14 protein-coding genes are annotated in these 19165 nt (G+C 50.6%); 11 read left to right on the forward strand and 3 right to left on the reverse strand.

Annotated features, from left to right (window positions below; genetic code table 11):
- Positions 1-667 precede the first annotated feature (667 nt).
- From MYB54_RS14490 to MYB54_RS14500, 3 genes are all read left to right on the forward strand, one after another.
- Positions 668-1981 (forward strand): CitMHS family transporter, encoded by a 1314-nt coding sequence (locus tag MYB54_RS14490; protein WP_010286965.1) that lies wholly within the window; start codon positions 668-670, stop codon positions 1979-1981.
- 108 nt (positions 1982-2089) lie between these two features.
- Entirely contained in the window at positions 2090-2983 is an 894-nt protein-coding gene (locus tag MYB54_RS14495; RefSeq protein ID WP_248720965.1) for a GntR family transcriptional regulator, read from the forward strand.
- A 662-nt stretch (positions 2984-3645) separates the two neighbouring features.
- A complete protein-coding gene (locus tag MYB54_RS14500; protein WP_039500312.1) occupies positions 3646-4956 on the forward strand; it encodes a dicarboxylate/amino acid:cation symporter in 1311 nt (436 codons plus the stop codon).
- A gap of 83 nt (positions 4957-5039) precedes the next feature.
- Here the strand turns inward: MYB54_RS14500 and hypT are convergent, their stop codons facing one another.
- Entirely contained in the window at positions 5040-5939 is a 900-nt protein-coding gene (hypT, locus tag MYB54_RS14505) for a hypochlorite stress DNA-binding transcriptional regulator HypT (protein ID WP_010285882.1), read from the reverse strand.
- 239 nt (positions 5940-6178) lie between these two features.
- Here hypT and cuyB point away from each other — a divergent pair, with 239 nt between their 5' ends.
- Complete coding sequence (cuyB, locus tag MYB54_RS14510) at positions 6179-6895, forward strand: cysteate racemase (RefSeq protein ID WP_233989842.1); 717 nt, start codon at positions 6179-6181, stop codon at positions 6893-6895.
- A 144-nt stretch (positions 6896-7039) separates the two neighbouring features.
- Here cuyB and MYB54_RS14515 read toward each other — a convergent pair whose 3' ends face one another.
- Both MYB54_RS14515 and MYB54_RS14520 read right to left on the reverse strand, forming a co-directional pair.
- On the reverse strand, positions 7040-7984 hold the full coding sequence (locus tag MYB54_RS14515) for a pectate lyase family protein (protein ID WP_233989840.1): 945 nt from the start codon (positions 7982-7984) through the stop codon (positions 7040-7042).
- 224 nt (positions 7985-8208) lie between these two features.
- Entirely contained in the window at positions 8209-9021 is an 813-nt protein-coding gene (locus MYB54_RS14520; protein WP_305883895.1) for a MetQ/NlpA family lipoprotein, read from the reverse strand.
- A gap of 390 nt (positions 9022-9411) precedes the next feature.
- Here MYB54_RS14520 and MYB54_RS14525 point away from each other — a divergent pair, with 390 nt between their 5' ends.
- From MYB54_RS14525 to MYB54_RS14555, 7 genes are all read left to right on the forward strand, one after another.
- Positions 9412-10041 carry a response regulator transcription factor gene (locus MYB54_RS14525; RefSeq protein ID WP_010285873.1) on the forward strand — a complete coding sequence of 210 codons (630 nt, stop codon included), beginning with the start codon at positions 9412-9414 and terminating at the stop codon, positions 10039-10041.
- A gap of 3 nt (positions 10042-10044) precedes the next feature.
- Complete coding sequence (locus MYB54_RS14530; RefSeq protein WP_248720966.1) at positions 10045-11619, forward strand: MASE1 domain-containing sensor histidine kinase; 1575 nt, start codon at positions 10045-10047, stop codon at positions 11617-11619.
- 89 nt (positions 11620-11708) lie between these two features.
- On the forward strand, positions 11709-13034 hold the full coding sequence (gene uhpC / locus MYB54_RS14535) for an MFS transporter family glucose-6-phosphate receptor UhpC (RefSeq protein WP_014914787.1): 1326 nt from the start codon (positions 11709-11711) through the stop codon (positions 13032-13034).
- Between the two features lie 36 nt (positions 13035-13070).
- Entirely contained in the window at positions 13071-14105 is a 1035-nt protein-coding gene (locus tag MYB54_RS14540) for an ABC transporter substrate-binding protein (RefSeq protein ID WP_014914786.1), read from the forward strand.
- A 206-nt stretch (positions 14106-14311) separates the two neighbouring features.
- The gene (locus tag MYB54_RS14545; protein WP_248720967.1) at positions 14312-16390 is read left to right on the forward strand and encodes an ABC transporter permease; all 2079 of its coding nucleotides are present in this window, start codon (positions 14312-14314) and stop codon (positions 16388-16390) included.
- Between the two features lie 5 nt (positions 16391-16395).
- Entirely contained in the window at positions 16396-17454 is a 1059-nt protein-coding gene (gene fbpC / locus MYB54_RS14550; RefSeq protein ID WP_039320346.1) for a ferric ABC transporter ATP-binding protein, read from the forward strand.
- 382 nt (positions 17455-17836) lie between these two features.
- The gene (locus MYB54_RS14555) at positions 17837-18913 is read left to right on the forward strand and encodes a LacI family DNA-binding transcriptional regulator (RefSeq protein ID WP_205569458.1); all 1077 of its coding nucleotides are present in this window, start codon (positions 17837-17839) and stop codon (positions 18911-18913) included.
- Positions 18914-19165 lie beyond the last annotated feature (252 nt).

Below are 19165 nucleotides of genomic sequence, written 5' to 3' on the forward strand. Positions count from 1 at the left end.
CTGAACGTAGCCAACGCACATGCAACTTGAAGTATGACGAGTATAGATGGTTTAGACATCGTTTAACTCTCTTCACCGATAATGCCATTATTCCCCACCTCATCTTGTAAAATTTCATTAATGAAAACGGATAAATTTCCGTTAATCGATAATAAACTTCTACGCACACCTTAAATTTTCACATCTCTGTTTATCTTTTAAAATTATGTTGGTTATCACCGCCCTCCCCTCCGCCCAATTGTTTTTTATTCCAATTTAGCGCAATTTGCGTTTCATTTTACAATGCTTTAATTTGTTTTTAACAAAAAGAGCCCCTTGTAGCGGCAGTAATCAAGTCGATTAAAATAATTACTAAACAATCGGTTAGATGGACGCTGGCGGGGATAAAAGGAATATTATTATTGCTCGTATAGAGGTCGTTTATGTTACCGATTACCGTTATCTTATCGCTCCCTCATTATCTGTCCTTTATTATTCGTATCGACCCTGGAAGCTAATCCCCGCCTTTCATTCGTATTCTTCTGAACGTCGCTGACGTCGGGAAATAACCTAATTTCATCCCTTTCGATAGGCAGTTATAAAAAACTGCATGGTTTTTTGTACCCCAAATTCGCCGAAAGAAAGGCAGTAAGTTATTCAGAATATAATAAAAAACAGGAGATTCACTGTGCTCACTATTCTCGGTTTCTCTATGGTCATCTGCTTTATGTACCTGATCATGACCAAGCGGATGTCTGCGCTGATCGCGCTGATTCTTGTCCCTACGCTGTTCGCACTGGCCGCAGGTTTCTATCAGGGGCTGGGTGCGATGATGCTGGATGGCATCAAAACGCTGGCACCAACCGGCGTTATGCTGACGTTTTCTATTCTCTATTTCGGCATCATGATCGATGCGGGGTTGTTCGATCCGCTGGTGCGCTTCATTCTCCGTCTGGTTAAAGGCGATCCGCTGAAAGTGCTGGTCGGCACCGCCGTATTAACCTTGATGGTAGCGTTGGACGGTGACAGTACGACGACCTATATGATCGCAATTGCCGCATTCCTGCCGCTCTATCAGCGGTTGGGGATGAACGTGCTCGGATTGACCTGTCTGGTTAACATCGCCAGCGGCGTGATGAACCTTTCTCCCTGGGGTGGCCCGACGGCGCGTGCCGCCGCCGCATTGCGCGTTGATGCACTGGACGTTTTCCTCCCCATGCTCCCGGCAATTGTTTTAGCCAGCCTGACGCTGGTCGGCGTCGCGGTGTTTCTGGGTCTACAAGAGCGTAAACGGCTGGGGATCATTGATGTCAGCAACTTCCAGAATGCGTCGATCAATCTGGGCAACGGCAGCGACGAAGAAAGCGACGCCAACCGCCGCCCTAAAATGTTCTGGCCTAACTTTATTCTGACCACCCTGCTGCTGGTGTTTCTGGTGATCGGGATTCTGCCTATTCAGGTGCTGTTTATGGTCGGCTTCGCTATCGCCGTCATGCTCAACTATCCCAAGCTGGAGGAGCAAAAAGCGCGGATCGGTTCACACGCTGCTAACGTGCTCGCGGTGACATCGCTTATTTTCGCCGCAGGGATTTTCACCGGGATTTTATCCGGTACGGGCATGGTGGATGCCATGGCGAAGAGTCTGTTGCAGGTGATACCAGAAAGTTTCGGCCCGTATCTCGCGGTGTTCACCGCGCTCATTAGCCTGCCGTTTACTTTTTTGATGTCCAACGACGCGTTCTATTTCGGAATCTTACCGGTTATCGCCCAGACGGCGGTCAACTATGGTATTACCCCAGAGGAGATCGCCCGTGCGTCGATTGTCGGCCAGCCGTTCCACCTGCTCAGTCCGCTGGTGCCGTCACTCTACCTGCTGGTCAGTCTGGCAAAAGTGGACATCGGCGATCACCAACGCTTTGCAATCAAATGGGCGATTTTTGTCAGCCTGTCGCTGCTGGTCGGTGGTATTGTCTTCGGCGCATTTCCGTTCTATCACCAGTAAAACAGGATTGCTCCGGCCAAGCCGGAGCATGCTCTGCTGGCAGGCGAGCCGTACTGACAAGAACATAAAGATTCCTCGTAACACCCTAAACGACATAGCAGGATAGCCATGGCTTTAACTCCCCTACAGACAAGGATTGTCAGACAGATTGTCGCCTATATTCGCCGCGAGCAGCTGCCGCCCGGCGCTCATCTGATCGAATCGTCGCTGGCGCAGGTATTGAACGCCTCCCGCACGCCGGTCAAGGTCGCGCTGCTGTATCTGACGGAAAAAGGCATGCTGCATTACCACCGCAACCGGGGGTTTTATCTTGACCGCCATGCCCATGAATTAGGGCATTTGGTCACCGAATTAGCCGCCAGCAGCGAAGAACCGCTCTACCGAAAGATTGTCGATATGCGCCTCTCTCGTCGGTTGCCAGAGCAGTTTTCAGAAGTGGATCTGATGCGAGAATGTCAGGTGTCCCGCTCCGTACTGCGTAACGTTCTGACGCGTATTCAACAGGAAGGTTGGCTGGAATTCCGCACGGGTCAAGGCTGGCGAACCACACCGATTATCGATTCCGTCACGGCCTATGAGGAAAGTTTTACGTTCCGCCTGCTGGTCGAGCCGCTCAGTCTGCTGTCGCCGCAGTTTCGTATCGATCAGCACACGCTCAACACCTGCCGTAAGCAACAAGAAGACATTCTCAATGGGGGTTACCTGACGCTCACACCGCATGAAATGTTCGATGCCAATACGCACTTTCATGAAACGCTGCTTGCCTGTAGTGGCAACCGTTTCGCCCACCATAGTTTGCAACGAATCAATCAGTTACGGCGTCTGGTGGAATATCGACAAGGGAGTCCAGCCTTCAATCCCAAGCGATTGGAACAGATTGCAGAGCATCTGGCGATTCTCGATTTCCTGCAACGGGGAGAGATCGAAACAGCGGCAGACTGGATGAAAAAGCATCTGGAAAAAGCGTGCCACGATAAAGTCAGCATCGATCTTTTTCGGTGAAATAACCAACAACGAAGTCTAAAATCATCAGTAACATATGTTTAAAAAATAAAAAACACCATTTTAAACACCCTAAACGCCCAATTAGTTACAAACAGAAACACATAGAACAATAATTAAACTTCCCATCAACAACAAGAAAAGCGAAACCTATAGCATAAAACAAAGTCACGTTTTAAATAATTAAAAAATTAATATTTTTATAAAATGGCATGTATATAAAGTTTTCGTTAATTGTACTTTTATTTTTACTTAATCTTTAAGTAATTCACCATCTGTTTTATTGATGTATAGCCACCTGTCATTAGCAACACTACTTCAACACCTTATTCCATCTACCTTTACCCGCGAGAAACCGAAATAAGTTACTGTTTAATAATGAATTAATAAAAATTTCACGATTTACGCAATCTGCGTATCACATCCCTATTTATCATTACAAGCGACATGGACATGCATTTTTCGCATGACAAGGATCACAATTACATAACAATCCGCAGAAAAAAAATGTAAAAAGCAAGAATCGTTGTAATATCGGCGGGCAGACACAACACCCCAATAACAGGTTCGGGTGAGGGATTGGTGTATTCAGGGAAAACACCAGCCATCACGCTGGCAATAATATTGTGTTGTCTGAATCAATTCATCAACATGAGGTTTATATGCAAAGGCAGAAGTTACTTGTACAGATAGTCTTGGCTATCGTCCTGGGAATATTAATCGGCTGGGCTTGCCATCAATATCTTGACGGCAGTCGAGCAAAAGAAGTCGCATCTTATTTCAACATGGTTACCGATATCTTCCTGCGCCTGATTAAAATGATCATCGCGCCACTGGTCTTCGCTACGCTGGTTTCCGGCCTGGCAAGCATGGGAGGAAACTCTTCTGCCGTTGGTCGTATCGGTATGAAAGCGATGATCTGGTTTGTCAGCGCTTCGTTCATTTCCCTGCTCATCGGTATGGTCTTCGCCAACCTGTTCCAACCTGGCGCAGGCATGAATCTCGAAATCCCCGCACAGCACGTTGCGACAGGTCTGAACACTGACAGCTTTACGCTTAAGAGCTTCATCAGCCATATCTTCCCGAAAAGTATCGTCGAAGCGATGGCGAACAATGAGATCCTGCAAATTCTGGTGTTCTCTCTGTTCTTCGGCTCCGCGCTTGCCTATGTAAAAGGCAAAAACAAGCACGCAACCACGATCATCTCCATGATCGAAGAACTGACCAAAGTGATGTTCCGCGTGACCGACTACGTGATGGCGCTGGCTCCTATTGCTGTCTTTGCCGCAATCGCTTCCGCAATTACCACGCAAGGTCTGGGTCTGCTTTACGACTTCGGTAAACTGATCGGTGAGTTCTACCTCGGTCTGGGCGTACTGTGGGGCGTTCTGTTCCTGGTTGGCTACCTGTTCCTGGGCAAAGGTATCGTTAGACTGGCGAAGCTGATTCGTGAACCTACCATGCTGGCTTTCGCCACGGCGAGCAGTGAATCGGCTTATCCGAAAACCATGGAAGCGCTGACCAAATTCGGCGTGCCGAAAAAAGTCACCAGCTTTGTGCTGCCGCTCGGTTACTCGTTCAACCTCGACGGTTCTATGATGTACCAGTCCTTTGCGATTCTGTTTATCGCACAGGCTTACAACATCGACCTGAGCGTTACTGAACAAATCCTGATCCTGCTGACGCTGATGATCACCAGTAAAGGGATGGCAGGCGTAGCGCGTGCCTCTATCGTGGTGGTTGCCGCAACGCTGCCGATGTTCAGCCTGCCGGAAGCCGGTATCCTGCTGATCATCGGTATCGACCAGTTCCTGGATATGGGCCGTACTGCAACTAACGTCATCGGTAACAGTATCTCTACCGCCGTTGTGGCCAGTCTGGAAAAAGACATCCACGATGATGATGAAAATGTAGAGGCTACCGACGAAGTCGTCGCCTATAAGGAACCTCAGCAGGCTACGCAAAATAGCTAATGCTGAGTGAATACGTCATCTATAGCGGCCTTCGGGCCGCTATTTTTTTATCTCTCGTTGCACTGCCAACGCAGTCACGACGTTTATAGCCCAGATGCTGATGACAGCCCTTTCATGTAGCGCCAGAATTTCTCAGAAGCCACGTTCAATCGCGCATCGAGGCGATATAGATAAACGCCCATGCGGATCACGGCATTTTCCATGCTCAGGATCGTCAGCTCTTTGTTTTTCAGCTCTTCCTGAATGGAATAGTCCGGCAGCCAGGCAATACCATAACCTTTCTTCGTCATACGTTTGAGCAAGTCGCTCATGGAAGAGACGAAATTGACCGTAAACTTATCGCTGTCGACGCTGGATAAGTAGCGGCTGACCTGACGCCCCATGTAGCTCGTCTCGGTATAGTTGAGTAGCGGCACCGATGAGGCGCTGACATCAAACAGCGGCTTCCCCGCACTATCACACGCGCAGACCGGATAAAGCCGGGATTCCAGGATCTTCTCGTGCATGAAGGGCTCTCCCATCAGATCCTCATTGTAGAATGAGAAAATGAAGTCACTGCGCCCTTCTTTGAGATTCAGCACCGCTTCATCGACATCGATCGATTCGACATAGAAGATTTTTTCCTGCGGATCCGGCACGTCTTTTAACAGCTCCGGCATGATGAAGACCGACAGCGAATGCGCCGCGGCGATGGTGATCTTATTCTTGTAATTGTCCCCGCCGTGCAGCTTATTGAGTTGATACTCCAAATCATCCAGCGTATTGCGGATATAGGCGTGGAACACGCGCCCCTGCTCGGTTAACTGTAGCGGCAACGCGCTACGGTCGAAAATATCAAAGCCAACCGCCGCTTCCAGCGCCTGAATTCGCCGACTGAATGAGGACTGAGAAATATTCCGCTTCTCGGCAGCCAGCGTAAAACTCCGGTGTTCTTCCAGCACGATAAAATCATACAGCCACTTGGTTTCGATATTATTCAGCATCACCCCTCACTCAAAACGCGCAGCGTCATATTTTCGTTCCCTATGCCAACGTTCTATATCTGCCAACGACCTACATTGCCAATAAAGCTGCTGCCCACTATACACCGTTAAAACTAATAAAAGCATAGGCATGCTAATAGTTATGCAAATCTCACATAGTAGATGGGAATTTAGCAATTCACATTGCCAAACAGTATGCGATTATCCTTTTAATTTCATAATGCTACAGGGTTAACAGCATGAACAGTCTCGTGGGAATTCTTGGTGGTATGGGGCCGGGTGCTACCGTCGATGCGATGCAAAAACTGATCAAAAACACGCCAGCGTATCGGGATCAAGACCATATTCCGATGATTGCGGTGTCTATTCCTGATATCCCTGATAGAACGAAATGCATTCTCCAGCACAGCGCGTCACCGCTGGATAAAATGGTGCAATATATGAAAATTCTCGAAAACGCGGGCGCTGAATGCATCATTATCCCGTGCAATACCGCGCACTATTGGTTTAATGACTTAAAAAAGCAGTGCCGTGCAGAAATGATCAGCATTATTGATGTGACCTGTCAGGCGATTAAGAATGCCAACACCACACGCGTTGGCCTATTGGCAACGACGGCGACGGTGAAAGCAAGAATTTATCAGGACAATCTGATTACCGATAATATTGAGTGCTACACGCCGGATGATGCAGACCAACACCAGGTAATGGAAAGCATCTACGCGTATAAATCCGGTGATATCGACAGAGCCTATAGCCTATTGTCACCGGTAAAAGATCGCCTGTTGCAGGCTGGCGTTGAGAAAATTATTCTGGGTTGTACCGAGCTTCCCCTGATTCTCGAGCAGGAAGTCAAAACGTCACCACAGCACTATGTCGATGCAACGGAAGAGTTAATTAAGAAAACGGTCGAGTGGTATTTTACCCACAGCCCGAGAAATGATATTGCCGCTTAATTCTTTAATAAAGATATCCCAATAAATATGCCACTCGGCATGAATACTTCTGCCGAGTGGCATCGTGTAATACACTTAATATCTAATGAATATCAATTCATAATATTGCGTATGCAAGAACGAAGATAAATAACCGTTCCGTGATTATGACGGGAATTTCAGCGCACTGTTTTGCGCGCCGGAATTAGCAACCACCCAGGATTTCGCCGCAGAGGTGCTCATCAAACTGTATGAATAGTTAGATGACGCCGTCCATTTAGCCGCAGGCGATTTACTTGCCACAGCCGCCGGTGAACTGCCATTATCCGTAAAGGTTGAACCATTGCCTTTATCGTCAACCATTCCTTTCTTTTCCGCACCGGAGCCAAATACGTTACGCTCAGAAAGTACATTGGCATTCTGCGCGACCGTAAAGGCCAGGCTGAATTTATTGACGTAGTTGTTAAACACGTGGAAATAACCATAACGCATCAGGCCGGGTGCACGCACCTGAATGTTTTCGTAATAGTTATGACAAATAGTCAAACGCGGATAGCCATTGTAAGCACTGTTATTATCATCTGCCGGATGGCCGAAGATGCAGCCATATTTATGGTTTGAGAATAAGCAGTTACTGATCGTGACGTAATCCGCCTTCTCACCGATATAAATCAGTTTATCGAGGCTACCGTCGTTATCACTCCACGTATGCCCAGGCCATGAACAGTGATCCACCCAATATCCCTTACCGTAGTTCAAATACAGCTGGATATCGTCATTATCTTTGATGCCAACATCATGTTTAAAAACCAGATTCTGGAAAATGACGTTGGATGAGTTGCTCTCAGCACGCAGGTGGATATTGGTCAGTACATTAGCACCACCGAAAGAACCGACGATGGTTTTATTGCTGCCAAACACCACTTTGGTCAGTGCTGATGCTTTCAGCGATGCGCCCAGCACTACAATGGTTTTTGCTGAACCGCTCACAGCAGATTTAAAATCGGCCAGAGAGTTTACCGTAACAACTTTACCACCTGTTCCTCCGGTAACATTTGCCGCTTTTGCAAAACCAATAATCCCATTAAGGTTTGTTGTTGGATAAGCCATAAATTTCCCTCTTTACAATTAGTGAATAGTTATGTCATCCGGTGTATTACTTAATAAAAATAAATAACACGCCTTCGACAATTACAGAGTGTATAGAAGGGAATTCATTAAACTTATTAATCGAGTTTAATAAAAAACAAACCCTGCGAATAATTCATTTTTAATTAATAATCTGCCACCTCTATAATAAAAGAGGCGGCATAATAACAATCTAATAATTATTACTACCAGCCTTTCACTGCCCCGCCGTTAAAAATACGATTAGCCGCCTGTTCAACTTCATCAGACTGATAGGCCTGAATAAATTTCTTGACGTTTCCCGCCTCTTTATTATTTTCACGAGTCACAATAATATTCACATACGGTGACTCTTTATCCTCAATAAAAATACCGTCTTTCGTTGGCGTTAAGCCAGTTTGCTGAATATAGGTCGTGCTAATAATCGCTACGGTCACTTGCGGATCGTCCAGCAAACGCGGCAACTGTGCCCCTTCCACTTCCATAATACGCAGGTTGTGCGTGTTGGTCGTAATATCCAGCACCGTCGGTAATAAGCCCGTATCAGGCTTCAGCGTAATTAATCCGGTTTTTTCCAGTAATAACAGCGCGCGTCCCAGATTCGTAGGATCGAACGGAATCGCGATGGTGTCGCCAGCTTTCAGATCGTTGATACTTTTAATCTTCTTCGAATAACCCGCCATCGGGAAAACGAAGGTATTTCCTACCGCCACCAGCTTATAACCGTGTTCGCGGTTTTGCTGTTCCAGAAAAGGACGATGTTGAAAGACATTCGCGTCCAAATCGCTTTTATCCGTTGCCTCGTTCGGTAATAGCGAACCGCTGAACCCCACCAGTTCGACATCCAGACCATATTTCTCTTTTGCCACTTTCTTCGCGACGTCAGCGACATCCTGTTCCGCACCGTTAATCACACCGACTTTAATGTGGTTGGCAGAATTGCTTGCGCTATCGCATGCCGTCAACGCCATCGCCGCCGTGACCATTCCCGCCACCAGCGCTATACGCCATTTCGTCATCACTCTGATTCCCTGATATCGTAAATACATTGATGTACAACTCCATTGGTTTGTAACCACATGGAGTTAAAGAGAAAAACAGTATGTTCCTCGATTAACCGAGTCAAATAACTCCGCGTTCTATCAATATGCTTTTCATCATTTAAACAATAAATAGAACTGTATATCCCCTAAATAATTCAAGTTGCGTGAAGGCGGCAACCGCGCGAATCCCCAGGAGCTTACTCAGGTAAGTGACTGGGGTGAGTAAGGGCAGCCAACGCACAAGCAGCTTGAAGTATGACGGGGATATCTGTTAAGCCGATTCCATTTTACCTATCTGCTATTGCTCGCCTCTTGATTCCCCCGCATTATGACGTTTTGATGACCTTGAATTCACACGGCGAAACCATGATTAATGTGGCTTTGGTTGACGATCACATCGTTGTACGGTCTGGCTTTGCACAGCTTCTGACATTAGAAAATGACATTCAGGTTGTTGGACAATATGCTTCGGCGGCGCAGGCGTGGCCTCATCTACTCAAACAGCCGATTGACGTTGCCGTGATTGATATCGCCATGCCGGATGAAAGCGGCCTGTCGCTATTAACCCGCCTGCGTCAACAGCGTCCTAATTTTCGCGCCATTATTCTGAGCATCTATGACACCACCGCATTTGTACAAAGCGCGCTGGATGCGGGTGCAGGCGGCTATCTCACGAAGCGCTGTGGCCCGGAAGAGTTAGTTCAGGCCGTTCGCGTGGTCAGCAGCGGTGGCCTTTATCTGTGTGCCGATGCGCTGCACGCCATTCGCCATCAGCAGCAGCCACCGAAAGAGCTGCTGGCGCTGACCCCGCGCGAGCGGGAAATATTCAGCCTGCTGATCAACGGAATTAGTGTAAAAAGCATCGCTGAACAGCTCGAACTCAGCCATAAGACCGTTCACGTTCACCGTGCCAATATTCTCAGTAAGTTACAGTGTGAATCCACGGTAGAACTGGTGCACTTTGCACTGCAACACCAACTGCTGGCTGGGAAGTAAATCATGCGTCGCCTGCACATCATCGGCATGACGCTGTTTCTGGCCTTTTTCTATAGCCTGATTTGGCTCGCGCTGTGGACCATCAGTTTCTATTTAAGCAACAACGGCCAACAGGCAGCGCTGCTGTTACCGCAAGGGCTGCGGCTGGCGTTGATGATTTTGCTGCCGCGTAAATACTGGCCGACCTTACTGCTTGCAGAAATCGCCATTCAGAGCTGGCTTATTAGCGAGCAGCTCATAACGCGTTCGCTGCTGCTACTTTCTCCGTTCCTCAGCCTGATTCCGGCCATCATCACGCATAAAATCTGGCATCGCTATACGCTTTATTGGCAACGGCTTCTGCTATTGCTGGCAGCGCTGACGCTCAATACCGTTCTGCACGGCATCGCTATAGGCCCCTGGCTACACTCGCAGCTGACGCAAACGCTGCTGGCGACGTTTACCGGCGGCGTCCTGCTGATCCCGTTCACCTATCTGCTGTACGAATACATCAAACAACAGCACTTGCAGACGTTGCTGGCACAGGAGATCCCCGATCCGCCGCTGCGTACCTCACTGCTGATTTGGTGCTCGCTGTTTTTTTCTATTGGCGTTTGCCTGCAAATGACGTTCACACCCGAGATGGAACGCCTGCTGCTGATTTTCGTTTTTCTGCCTAACGTGGTCATGGCGTATAAATTCGGCTGGCAAGGCGGCGTGCTCTCCGCCGTACTCGGCAGTCTGATGATTGCCGTCACGCGTCAGGTGAGCGGTGCCTTCGACGATCTGCGCGAACTGGAACTCTTTCTCTCTACGCAGGCGCTGCTCGGCATTGGGCTGGGGATCGCGATCAGCCGTCAGCAACAGCTGGCACAGCGGCTCCAGCGCTATCGTCATCAGTTGGAGCAGGAACTGAAAACCCGGCGGCGACTCATGGAGCGCATCATCCACACCGAAGAGGCCGTACGCAAAGACATCGCGCGCGAGCTGCACGATGACATCGGCCAAAACATCACTGCCATTCAGATTCAGGCCATGCTGGTGAAACACAGCGCGCCAGCCGATGCGGCTCAGCATGCAGCCGGACAAATCAGCGAGCTGTCGCGACGCATCCACCACACCACCCGCCAGCTTCTGCGCCAGCTGCGTCCACCGGTGCTGGATGAAATGGTGTTGGATAAAGCGCTGCATCATCTGGCGGATGAATTTGCCTTCTCGGCTCGCGGTATTCAGTTTCAGCTGGATTATCAGCTCCCCACGCCTCCGCATGATGACGTAGTGGTTTTCACCCTTTACCGGCTGGTGCAGGAACTGCTTAACAACATCAACAAGCACGCCAGCGCTACGCAGATTACGGTTCGGCTTGCCCAACAGGATGACCTGATTACGCTCGACGTTATTGATAACGGCGTGGGCATCGCACAAGACCGGTCGCATCCGACAGGCGGTGGCTTTGGCCTGCGGGGTATCGAGGAACGCGTACAGGCGTTGGGTGGCAACTGGCTGGTAAAAGCCGCCACCATTGGCGACGCTGCCACGCCGCGCGGTACGCACATAATTGTTAACTTGCCCACAAAATTTAAACAAAAAGACGACTAGCTAGGAATTATTCCTAGCCACCTAAAACCTTGTCTCATCCTTTTTAATTCACATCCCCCTACTCTTCTCTCAACGCGACGGAGAACCCCATGCAGGCACCCATGTTTCCAGCGGGACAGCTTTCACCAACACAAATCAGCCAGCGTTATCGCTACTGGCGACCACGGTTGCTGATTTCCATGGTCATCGGGTACGCCACGTTTTACCTGACGCGTAAAAGCATCAACTTCGTCATGCCGGTGATGCAGTTGGAATTAGGGTTAAGCAAAGGCGATATCGGTCTGCTAGGGACGCTGTTTTATCTCTGTTATGGCGCGTCCAAGTTTATTTCCGGCATCGTGTGCGATCGCAGCCAGGTGCGCTGGTTTATGGGTGTCGGGCTGATGATTACCGGCGTGCTGAATATTCTGTTCATGTACTGCCAGTCGCTCACGGGTTTGCTGATTGTTTGGGCACTGAATGGGTTCTTTCAAGGCTGGGGGTGGCCGCCTTGCGCCAGACTGCTAAGCAGTTGGTATTCGCGCAATGAACGCGGCCTCTGGTGGGGATGCTGGAATACGTCGATCAATATCGGCGGTGCAGCGGTTCCTCTGCTGGCGGGCTATCTGGCCTCCGAATGGGGATGGCAGGCGGCGCTGTTGGTGCCGGGCATCATCGGCATTGTGATTGGTCTGTGGCTGTGTTGGCAGCTGTGCGATAAACCGCAACAGCAGGGATTGCCCAGCGTTGGCGAGTGGCGGCGCGATGCCCTGGAGCTTCGTCAGGAGCAGCAGAGCCCGCCGATGCCAATGCGCCAGATTCTGCGCGATGCGATTTTGCGTAACCGTACCATCTGGCTACTCGGGTTTTCCTACATTCTGGTGTACCTGATTCGCATCGCACTGAATGACTGGGGGAACATCTGGCTGTCGGAGAGCCACGGTTTCAACCTGCTCAGCGCGAACGCCACGCTGTCGCTGTTTGAACTGGGCGGATTGATGGGGGCGCTGTTTGCCGGTTGGGGTTCGGACCTGCTGTTTCGTGGTCAACGCGCACCGATGATTTTGCTGTTTGCATTAGGGCTGTTTTTAACCATGACCGCGCTGTGGCTGGCACCGATTCACCACTATTCACTGCTCGCGGCCTGTTTCTTCAGTATCGGTTTTTTTGTTTTTGGACCACAGATGTTGATCGGTCTGGCTGCGACGGAATACAGCCATAAGGATGCCGCAGGCACGGTGACAGGTTTTCTGGCGTTGTTTGCCTATCTGGGGGCAGCGCTGGCGGGCTGGCCGCTGGCACAGGTGCTGCAACACTACGGATGGTCGGGATTTTTTACTCTGCTGGCGTTGGCTTCAGCCTGCATCGGACTGTTATTGATGCCGCTGCTGATGGCAGGTGTCAGCCGCCGGGAACGTTTGATGACATCAAAATAGCAATAACAACAGATAGATACCTATAAGGAAAACATCATGAAACTGAGTACCTTAACTACCCTCATCGCCGCTGGACTGACCGTTGCTGCTGTTACCACCACTACCGCTCGGGCGGAAGGACGCCTGGTCATTTACTGTAGCGCCACCAACGCCTTCTGTGAGGAAGAAGCCAAGGCCTTCGGTGAGAAACACAACGTTAAAACCTCCTTTATCCGCAACGGCTCTGGCAGCACGCTGGCGAAAGTCGATGCAGAGAAGAAAAACCCGCAGGCTGACGTGTGGTACGGCGGTACGCTGGATCCGCAATCTCAAGCGGGCGAAATGGATCTGCTGGAACCTTATCAGTCTAAAAACCTTGAGCAGATCATGCCGCAGTTCCGCGATCCCGCAAAACGTAAAGGCAACTACTCGTCAGCCGTTTACGTCGGTATTCTCGGCTTCGGCGTCAACACCGATCGCCTGAAAGAGAAAAACCTGCCCGTTCCACAGTGCTGGAAAGATCTGACCAACCCAATCTACAAAGGCGAAATCCAGATTGCCGACCCACAAAGTTCCGGTACGGCCTATACCGCACTGGCGACTTTCTCCCAGCTGTGGGGGCAGGATCAGGCCTTTGATTACCTGAAAAAACTGAATACCAACGTGTCGCAGTACACCAAATCCGGTATTGCCCCGGCACGTAACGCTGCACGTGGCGAAACGGCTATCGGCATCGGCTTCCTGCATGACTACTCGCTGGAAAAAGAGAAAGGTGCACCGCTGACGCTGATCTCCCCGTGTGAAGGTACTGGCTATGAAATTGGCGGCGTCAGCATCCTGAAAGGCGCGCGCAATATGGATAACGCCAAGCTGTTCGTTGACTGGGCGCTGTCAAAAGAAGCACAGGAACTCTCCTGGAAGAAAGGTCAGTCCTACCAGATTCTGACCAACACCACCGCCGAAGCTTCTCCGCTGTCTCTGAAGTTGCAGGATCTGAAACTGATCAACTACGACATGGACAAATACGGTGCAGCAGACGTGCGTAAAGAGCTGATTTCCAAGTGGGTTAACGAAGTCAAAATGGGCCAATAATCTCGACTCATTGACCTTGATTCATTGACTTCTATTGATTGAAAAATAATGGGAACACGGCGGCAAGGCTTGCTCGCATTTCGCTTAACGCCGTGTTCTCAGCATCGCTAATTAACCATTACTCAATATTATTCACCACCTAATACCTGTGACGATTCAATCTCATAAAACAACTTTATAAAACTTGCACGCACCAGGGAACCATCATGTCACACACACTAACTCTTTCACCGACGCCTAAGCGGGATCCCGTTTTCCTGTGGCTGGCGCTGATTGCAGCAACCTTTTTGCTGCTGCCAGCGTGGAGCCTGGATTACGGCCTGCTGGATGCCTCACGCGATGAACTGCTGGCAGCTTACAGCTGGTCGAGCCTGAATATCAGCCTGCTGTGGTTCCTGCTCCCAGTCGGGTTGCTCGTACGTCCACTGATTACGCCCGGTCGTGAACAGCGTGGCCGCCACCGTTTTGATGCAGCTTACGCGTTGTTCTGTGCCCTTTTCGTGGTCATCAGTGCCACGGTGGAAGGTCGCGGAATGGGCTATGGCACTATTGCGCTGTTTGTCGCGCTGAGTGCGATTATTACGCTGGCGCTATCGCGGCTGGACTGGCTGGGTGGCGATCGCTTCGTCATCGGCTCGCTCATCAGCATCATCGCGCTGATTAGCGTCTTTATCCTTTACCCTAGCATCGCTATCTTCATTCCGATGTTCACCAACGACAGCGGGGAATTCGCGCCGCTGGCATTTATGCAGATTTTGGGTCAGACGCACATTTTACGGGTGATCTGGAACTCATTCCTGCTGTCGGTTGCTGTAGGTATCGGCTGTACTTTCTTCGGTATGGTGCTGGCGATCTACACCTCGCGTATTGCCCGCCGCTCCGCGATTATCGGCCGCATTTTCTCCATTCTGCCTATCGTGACGCCGCCGTTTGTTGTCGGATTAGGCGTGACGCTGATGATGGGCCGCTCCGGTTACATGACCGAGCTGATGGTGGATTGGTTCGGGCTGACGAACACCAACTGGCTGTACGGTTTTACTGGCATCTGGCTGGCGCAGGTGCTCGCCTTCACGCCAATGTCGTTTATGATTCTGGAAGGCGCGATGAAGACCATTCATCCGTCATTGGAAGAAGCGTCGTACACCCTGCGTGCTAACCGTTATCAAACCTTTCAGCGGGTTTTCCTGCCCTTGCTGAAACCGGCGCTCGCCAACTCGTTCTTGATCGTGATCGTCCAGTCGCTGGCCGACTTCAGTAACCCACTGGTGCTGGGCGGCAACTTCGACGTACTCGCAACCCAGATTTACTTCTACATCACTGGTGCACAGCTGGATTACCAGGCAGCCAGTACGCTCGGCGTTGTCCTACTCGTGTTCTCACTGGCCGTGTTCTGCGTGCAATATCTGTGGATCGGTAAACGCTCCTACGTGACGATTTCCGGTAAATCCTCTCGGGGTGATGTGCAGCCGCTACCCGTTTCGCTGGTGTGGATCGTCAGCATCCTGCTCTATGTCTGGATTGCCTTTAACGTCCTGCTGTACGGCAGCATTTTCTACGGCAGCTTTACCGTTAACTGGGGCGTGGATTACACCCTGACGCTGGCAAACTTCAGCAAGCTGTTCGGGCAAGGCTTTAGCGACGGCGCCTGGCCTTCCCTGCTGGATACGCTGCTGTTCGCAGGTATCGCCGCACCGATTACGGCACTGTTCGGGCTACTTATCGCCTACATCGTGGTGCGCCAGCAGTTCTACGGCAAGAAAGCTATCGAGTTCACCACCATGCTGTGCTTTGCGGTGCCGGGTACGGTTGCCGGTGTGTCTTACATCCTGGCCTTTAACAGCGCGCCGGTTTACTTAACGGGAACCGCGGTGATCGTCATCATGTCGATGGTGATGCGCAACGTGCCGGTTGGTATCCGTGCGGGTATTGCCGGACTGGGGCAGTTGGATAAATCACTGGACGAAGCGTCACTCAGCCTGCGTGCAGGTTCGATGCGCACGGTGTTTTATATTCTGCTACCGCTGCTGCGTCCGGCCATTTTGTCTGCGCTGATTTACAGCTTCGTACGTGCGATTACCACCGTCAGCGCCATTATCTTCCTGGTTACACCGGATACTCGCGTCGCCACGTCTTACATTCTTAACCGCGTGGAAGACGGTGAATACGGTATGGCGATTGCCTACGGTTCCATCCTGATTGTGGTCATGCTGGCCATTATTTTCCTGTTCGATTATCTGGTCGGTGAAGCGCGGATTTCCCGCACGAAAGCCAAGAATAATGCCTAAGCGGAGTGATTACCTTGAATACTGAAAAAAGCTTTGTCGAACTGAAGCACATCACTAAACGCTTCGGCAACAACACCGTCATTGATGATTTGAATCTGGCAATCCCACAGGGAAAAATGGTCACGCTGCTGGGGCCGTCTGGCTGCGGTAAAACCACGGTACTGCGGGCCGTTGCCGGATTGGAAAAACCGACAGAAGGCCAGATTTTCATCGATGGCGAAGACGTCACCGAGCGCTCCATTCAACAGCGCGATATCTGCATGGTGTTCCAGTCTTACGCCCTCTTCCCGCACATGTCGCTGGGAGAAAACATCGGCTACGGGCTGAAAATGCTCGGTCGCCCGAAGGCAGAAATCAATCAGCGCGTAAAAGAAGCGCTGGCGCTGGTCGACCTGGCAGGATTTGAAGATCGCTACGTCGACCAGATTTCTGGTGGACAGCAGCAGCGTGTCGCTCTGGCGCGTGCGCTGATCCTCAAACCTAAAGTTCTGCTGTTCGATGAGCCGCTGAGTAACCTTGATGCCAACCTGCGCCGCAGCATGCGTGAGAAAATCCGTGAGCTTCAGCAGCAGTTCAACATCACCTCGCTGTATGTTACGCACGATCAGAGCGAAGCCTTCGCGGTATCAGACATGGTTCTCGTGATGAACAAAGGCAAAATCATGCAGTTGGGTGCGCCGCAGGAGCTTTATCGCCAGCCAGCTTCCCGCTTCATGGCCAGCTTTATGGGAGATGCCAACATTTTCCCTGCCACCTTCACGGCAGACAGCGTGAATATCTACGGCTACCTCATTCCGCGTCCGCAGGGCTTTGCCGCTGGATTAAGCGAATCGACAGTCGGTATTCGCCCGGAAGCCATTACGCTCAGCCAACAGGGTGACGAAAGCCAGCGCTGCACCATCACGCAGGTCGCCTACATGGGGCCGCAGTACGAAGTGCAGGTGGACTGGCACGGACAGTCGATGCTGTTGCAGGTTAACGCAACCCAGCTTCAGCCGAATCCAGGCGACAGCTACTATCTGCAAATCCACCCTTACGGCATGTTTGTGTTGTCCGAGCAGTAAACATCAAGTAACCATCCCTCAAACTGGGAGCGCTTGCTCCCGGTTTGAGGACAAAGGTCGTCGAGCGGTAGTAACGGATAGATCGTAAAGACGCTGTAAATACATCCCTGTACGCTCGGATTGCGCCATCCATGGCGCAAACGCTTTACTCTTCTATTCCGTTACTCCCGTTTTAATTCTGCACATAGGTTTGTTATCAGTCTGAACGTTAGTGTCAGTTCCCAGTTTTACTTTTTACAAACATCTAAAAACGCCTACGAACCTCAGTTTCTCTTCGGTCTATTTTGATTGTGTCGGAATACATACGCCTGTTACGGATTCCCTGTGCGATTTGTTATGATGATGCTCTTTTACGCATAGAATCACGCACGGAATAGCCGCTATGAAACAGAAACCCATAACCTTAAACGATGTCGCCGAGTACGCTGGGGTTTCCTATCAGACGGTTTCCCGCGTGCTGAATCAAGCACCTCATGTTTCATCCCGTACTCGCAGTAAAGTAGAACAGGCGATGGCGGCGCTTAACTACACGCCAAACCGCGTTGCACAGCAGCTGGCAGGAAAAACCATCACCACACTGGGGCTGGTCACTACCGATCTGTCACTGCACGCGCCTTCGCAAATTGCCGCAGCGGTTAAGACCACCGCCAGTCAGCTAGGGATTAACATCGTGATGTCCATGCTGAGCAGCCCGGATGTCAACACCTGCAATAATGCCGTTAACGACCTGCTTTCTCAGCGTGTCAGCGGCGTTATCGTGAATGTTCCGCTATCCACGGATGAAGTCGCTCACATTAGCCAGACCTGCGCCGACACGCCTGTCCTGTTTATGGATGCCGATCCGCATACCGACATACTCAACGTCATGTTCGACCCCGATCACGGCGCACGTTTAGCCATCACGCATCTGGTACAGCTGGGACATCAACACATCGCCCTGTTGACCGGACCAATGACGTCGATCTCCGCCCGTCTGCGTTATGAAGGCTGGCTAGCCGAGCTGGAAAAACAGCAGCTCCCCCCCGCTTCAGTGCTACACGGTGACTGGAGCGCCGCATCCGGTTATCACCAGACGTTAGCCCTGTTGGGAGAATCCCTGCGCGTCTCCGCTATTGTTGTCGCGAACGATCAAATGGCGCTTGGCGTCCTGCGTGCGCTGCACGAGTATGGCCTGCGCGTACCGGAGCAGATGTCAGTGATCGGTTTTGACGACACTCAGGACAGCGCGTATTACACTCCGCCACTGACAACCATTCGCCAGGATTTCAGGCTATTAGGTAAAGAGGGCGTCACTCGTTTGCTCGCCACGCTGCGCGATCCGACCCAGAGCACATCACTGCTGTTACCCACCGAACTGATCGTACGCCATAGCACCGCCGTACATTCATCAACCCATGCCTCCCTGCAAGAACTCACCAAAAACCTGTTGGACATTACACGTCAGCTACAAAGGCTGTAACCCTTTATGTTTGTAACTCCTTATGTTTGTAACCCCTTACACGACTTGTAACCCTTTACACAACAGCACCTTTTTCCCCATCGATGTCAAACCCTAACAAAATAAGATGATAAACAATAAGTTATTTATCATCTCTCGTTGATTTCTTGCGTAGCGCTTTCCAAGTTCGATGTATCGCTACTCATTTTACAAACGATCTTTGTGATCGCTTCCACTTTATTGTCACGTTCTACTTTACTCGCCCTGACGAGT

The sequence above is a fragment of the Pectobacterium nicotianae genome, from assembly GCF_023272715.1.
Classification (GTDB): Bacteria; Pseudomonadota; Gammaproteobacteria; order Enterobacterales; family Enterobacteriaceae; genus Pectobacterium; species Pectobacterium brasiliense.

Bases quoted from the DNA above. Each gene is read 5' to 3' on its own strand.
- MYB54_RS14495 (WP_248720965.1), top strand. From the start codon at position 2,090: ATGGCTTTAACTCCCCTACAGACAAGGATTGTCAGACAGATTGTCGCC.
- MYB54_RS14500 (WP_039500312.1), top strand. From the start codon at position 3,646: ATGCAAAGGCAGAAGTTACTTGTACAGATAGTCTTGGCTATCGTCCTG.
- hypT (WP_010285882.1), bottom strand. From the start codon at position 5,939: ATGCTGAATAATATCGAAACCAAGTGGCTGTATGATTTTATCGTGCTG.
- cuyB (WP_233989842.1), top strand. From the start codon at position 6,179: ATGAACAGTCTCGTGGGAATTCTTGGTGGTATGGGGCCGGGTGCTACC.
- MYB54_RS14515 (WP_233989840.1), bottom strand. From the start codon at position 7,984: ATGGCTTATCCAACAACAAACCTTAATGGGATTATTGGTTTTGCAAAA.
- MYB54_RS14520 (WP_305883895.1), bottom strand. From the start codon at position 9,021: ATGACGAAATGGCGTATAGCGCTGGTGGCGGGAATGGTCACGGCGGCG.
- MYB54_RS14525 (WP_010285873.1), top strand. From the start codon at position 9,412: ATGATTAATGTGGCTTTGGTTGACGATCACATCGTTGTACGGTCTGGC.
- MYB54_RS14530 (WP_248720966.1), top strand. From the start codon at position 10,045: ATGCGTCGCCTGCACATCATCGGCATGACGCTGTTTCTGGCCTTTTTC.
- uhpC (WP_014914787.1), top strand. From the start codon at position 11,709: ATGCAGGCACCCATGTTTCCAGCGGGACAGCTTTCACCAACACAAATC.
- MYB54_RS14540 (WP_014914786.1), top strand. From the start codon at position 13,071: ATGAAACTGAGTACCTTAACTACCCTCATCGCCGCTGGACTGACCGTT.
- MYB54_RS14545 (WP_248720967.1), top strand. From the start codon at position 14,312: ATGTCACACACACTAACTCTTTCACCGACGCCTAAGCGGGATCCCGTT.
- MYB54_RS14555 (WP_205569458.1), top strand. From the start codon at position 17,837: ATGAAACAGAAACCCATAACCTTAAACGATGTCGCCGAGTACGCTGGG.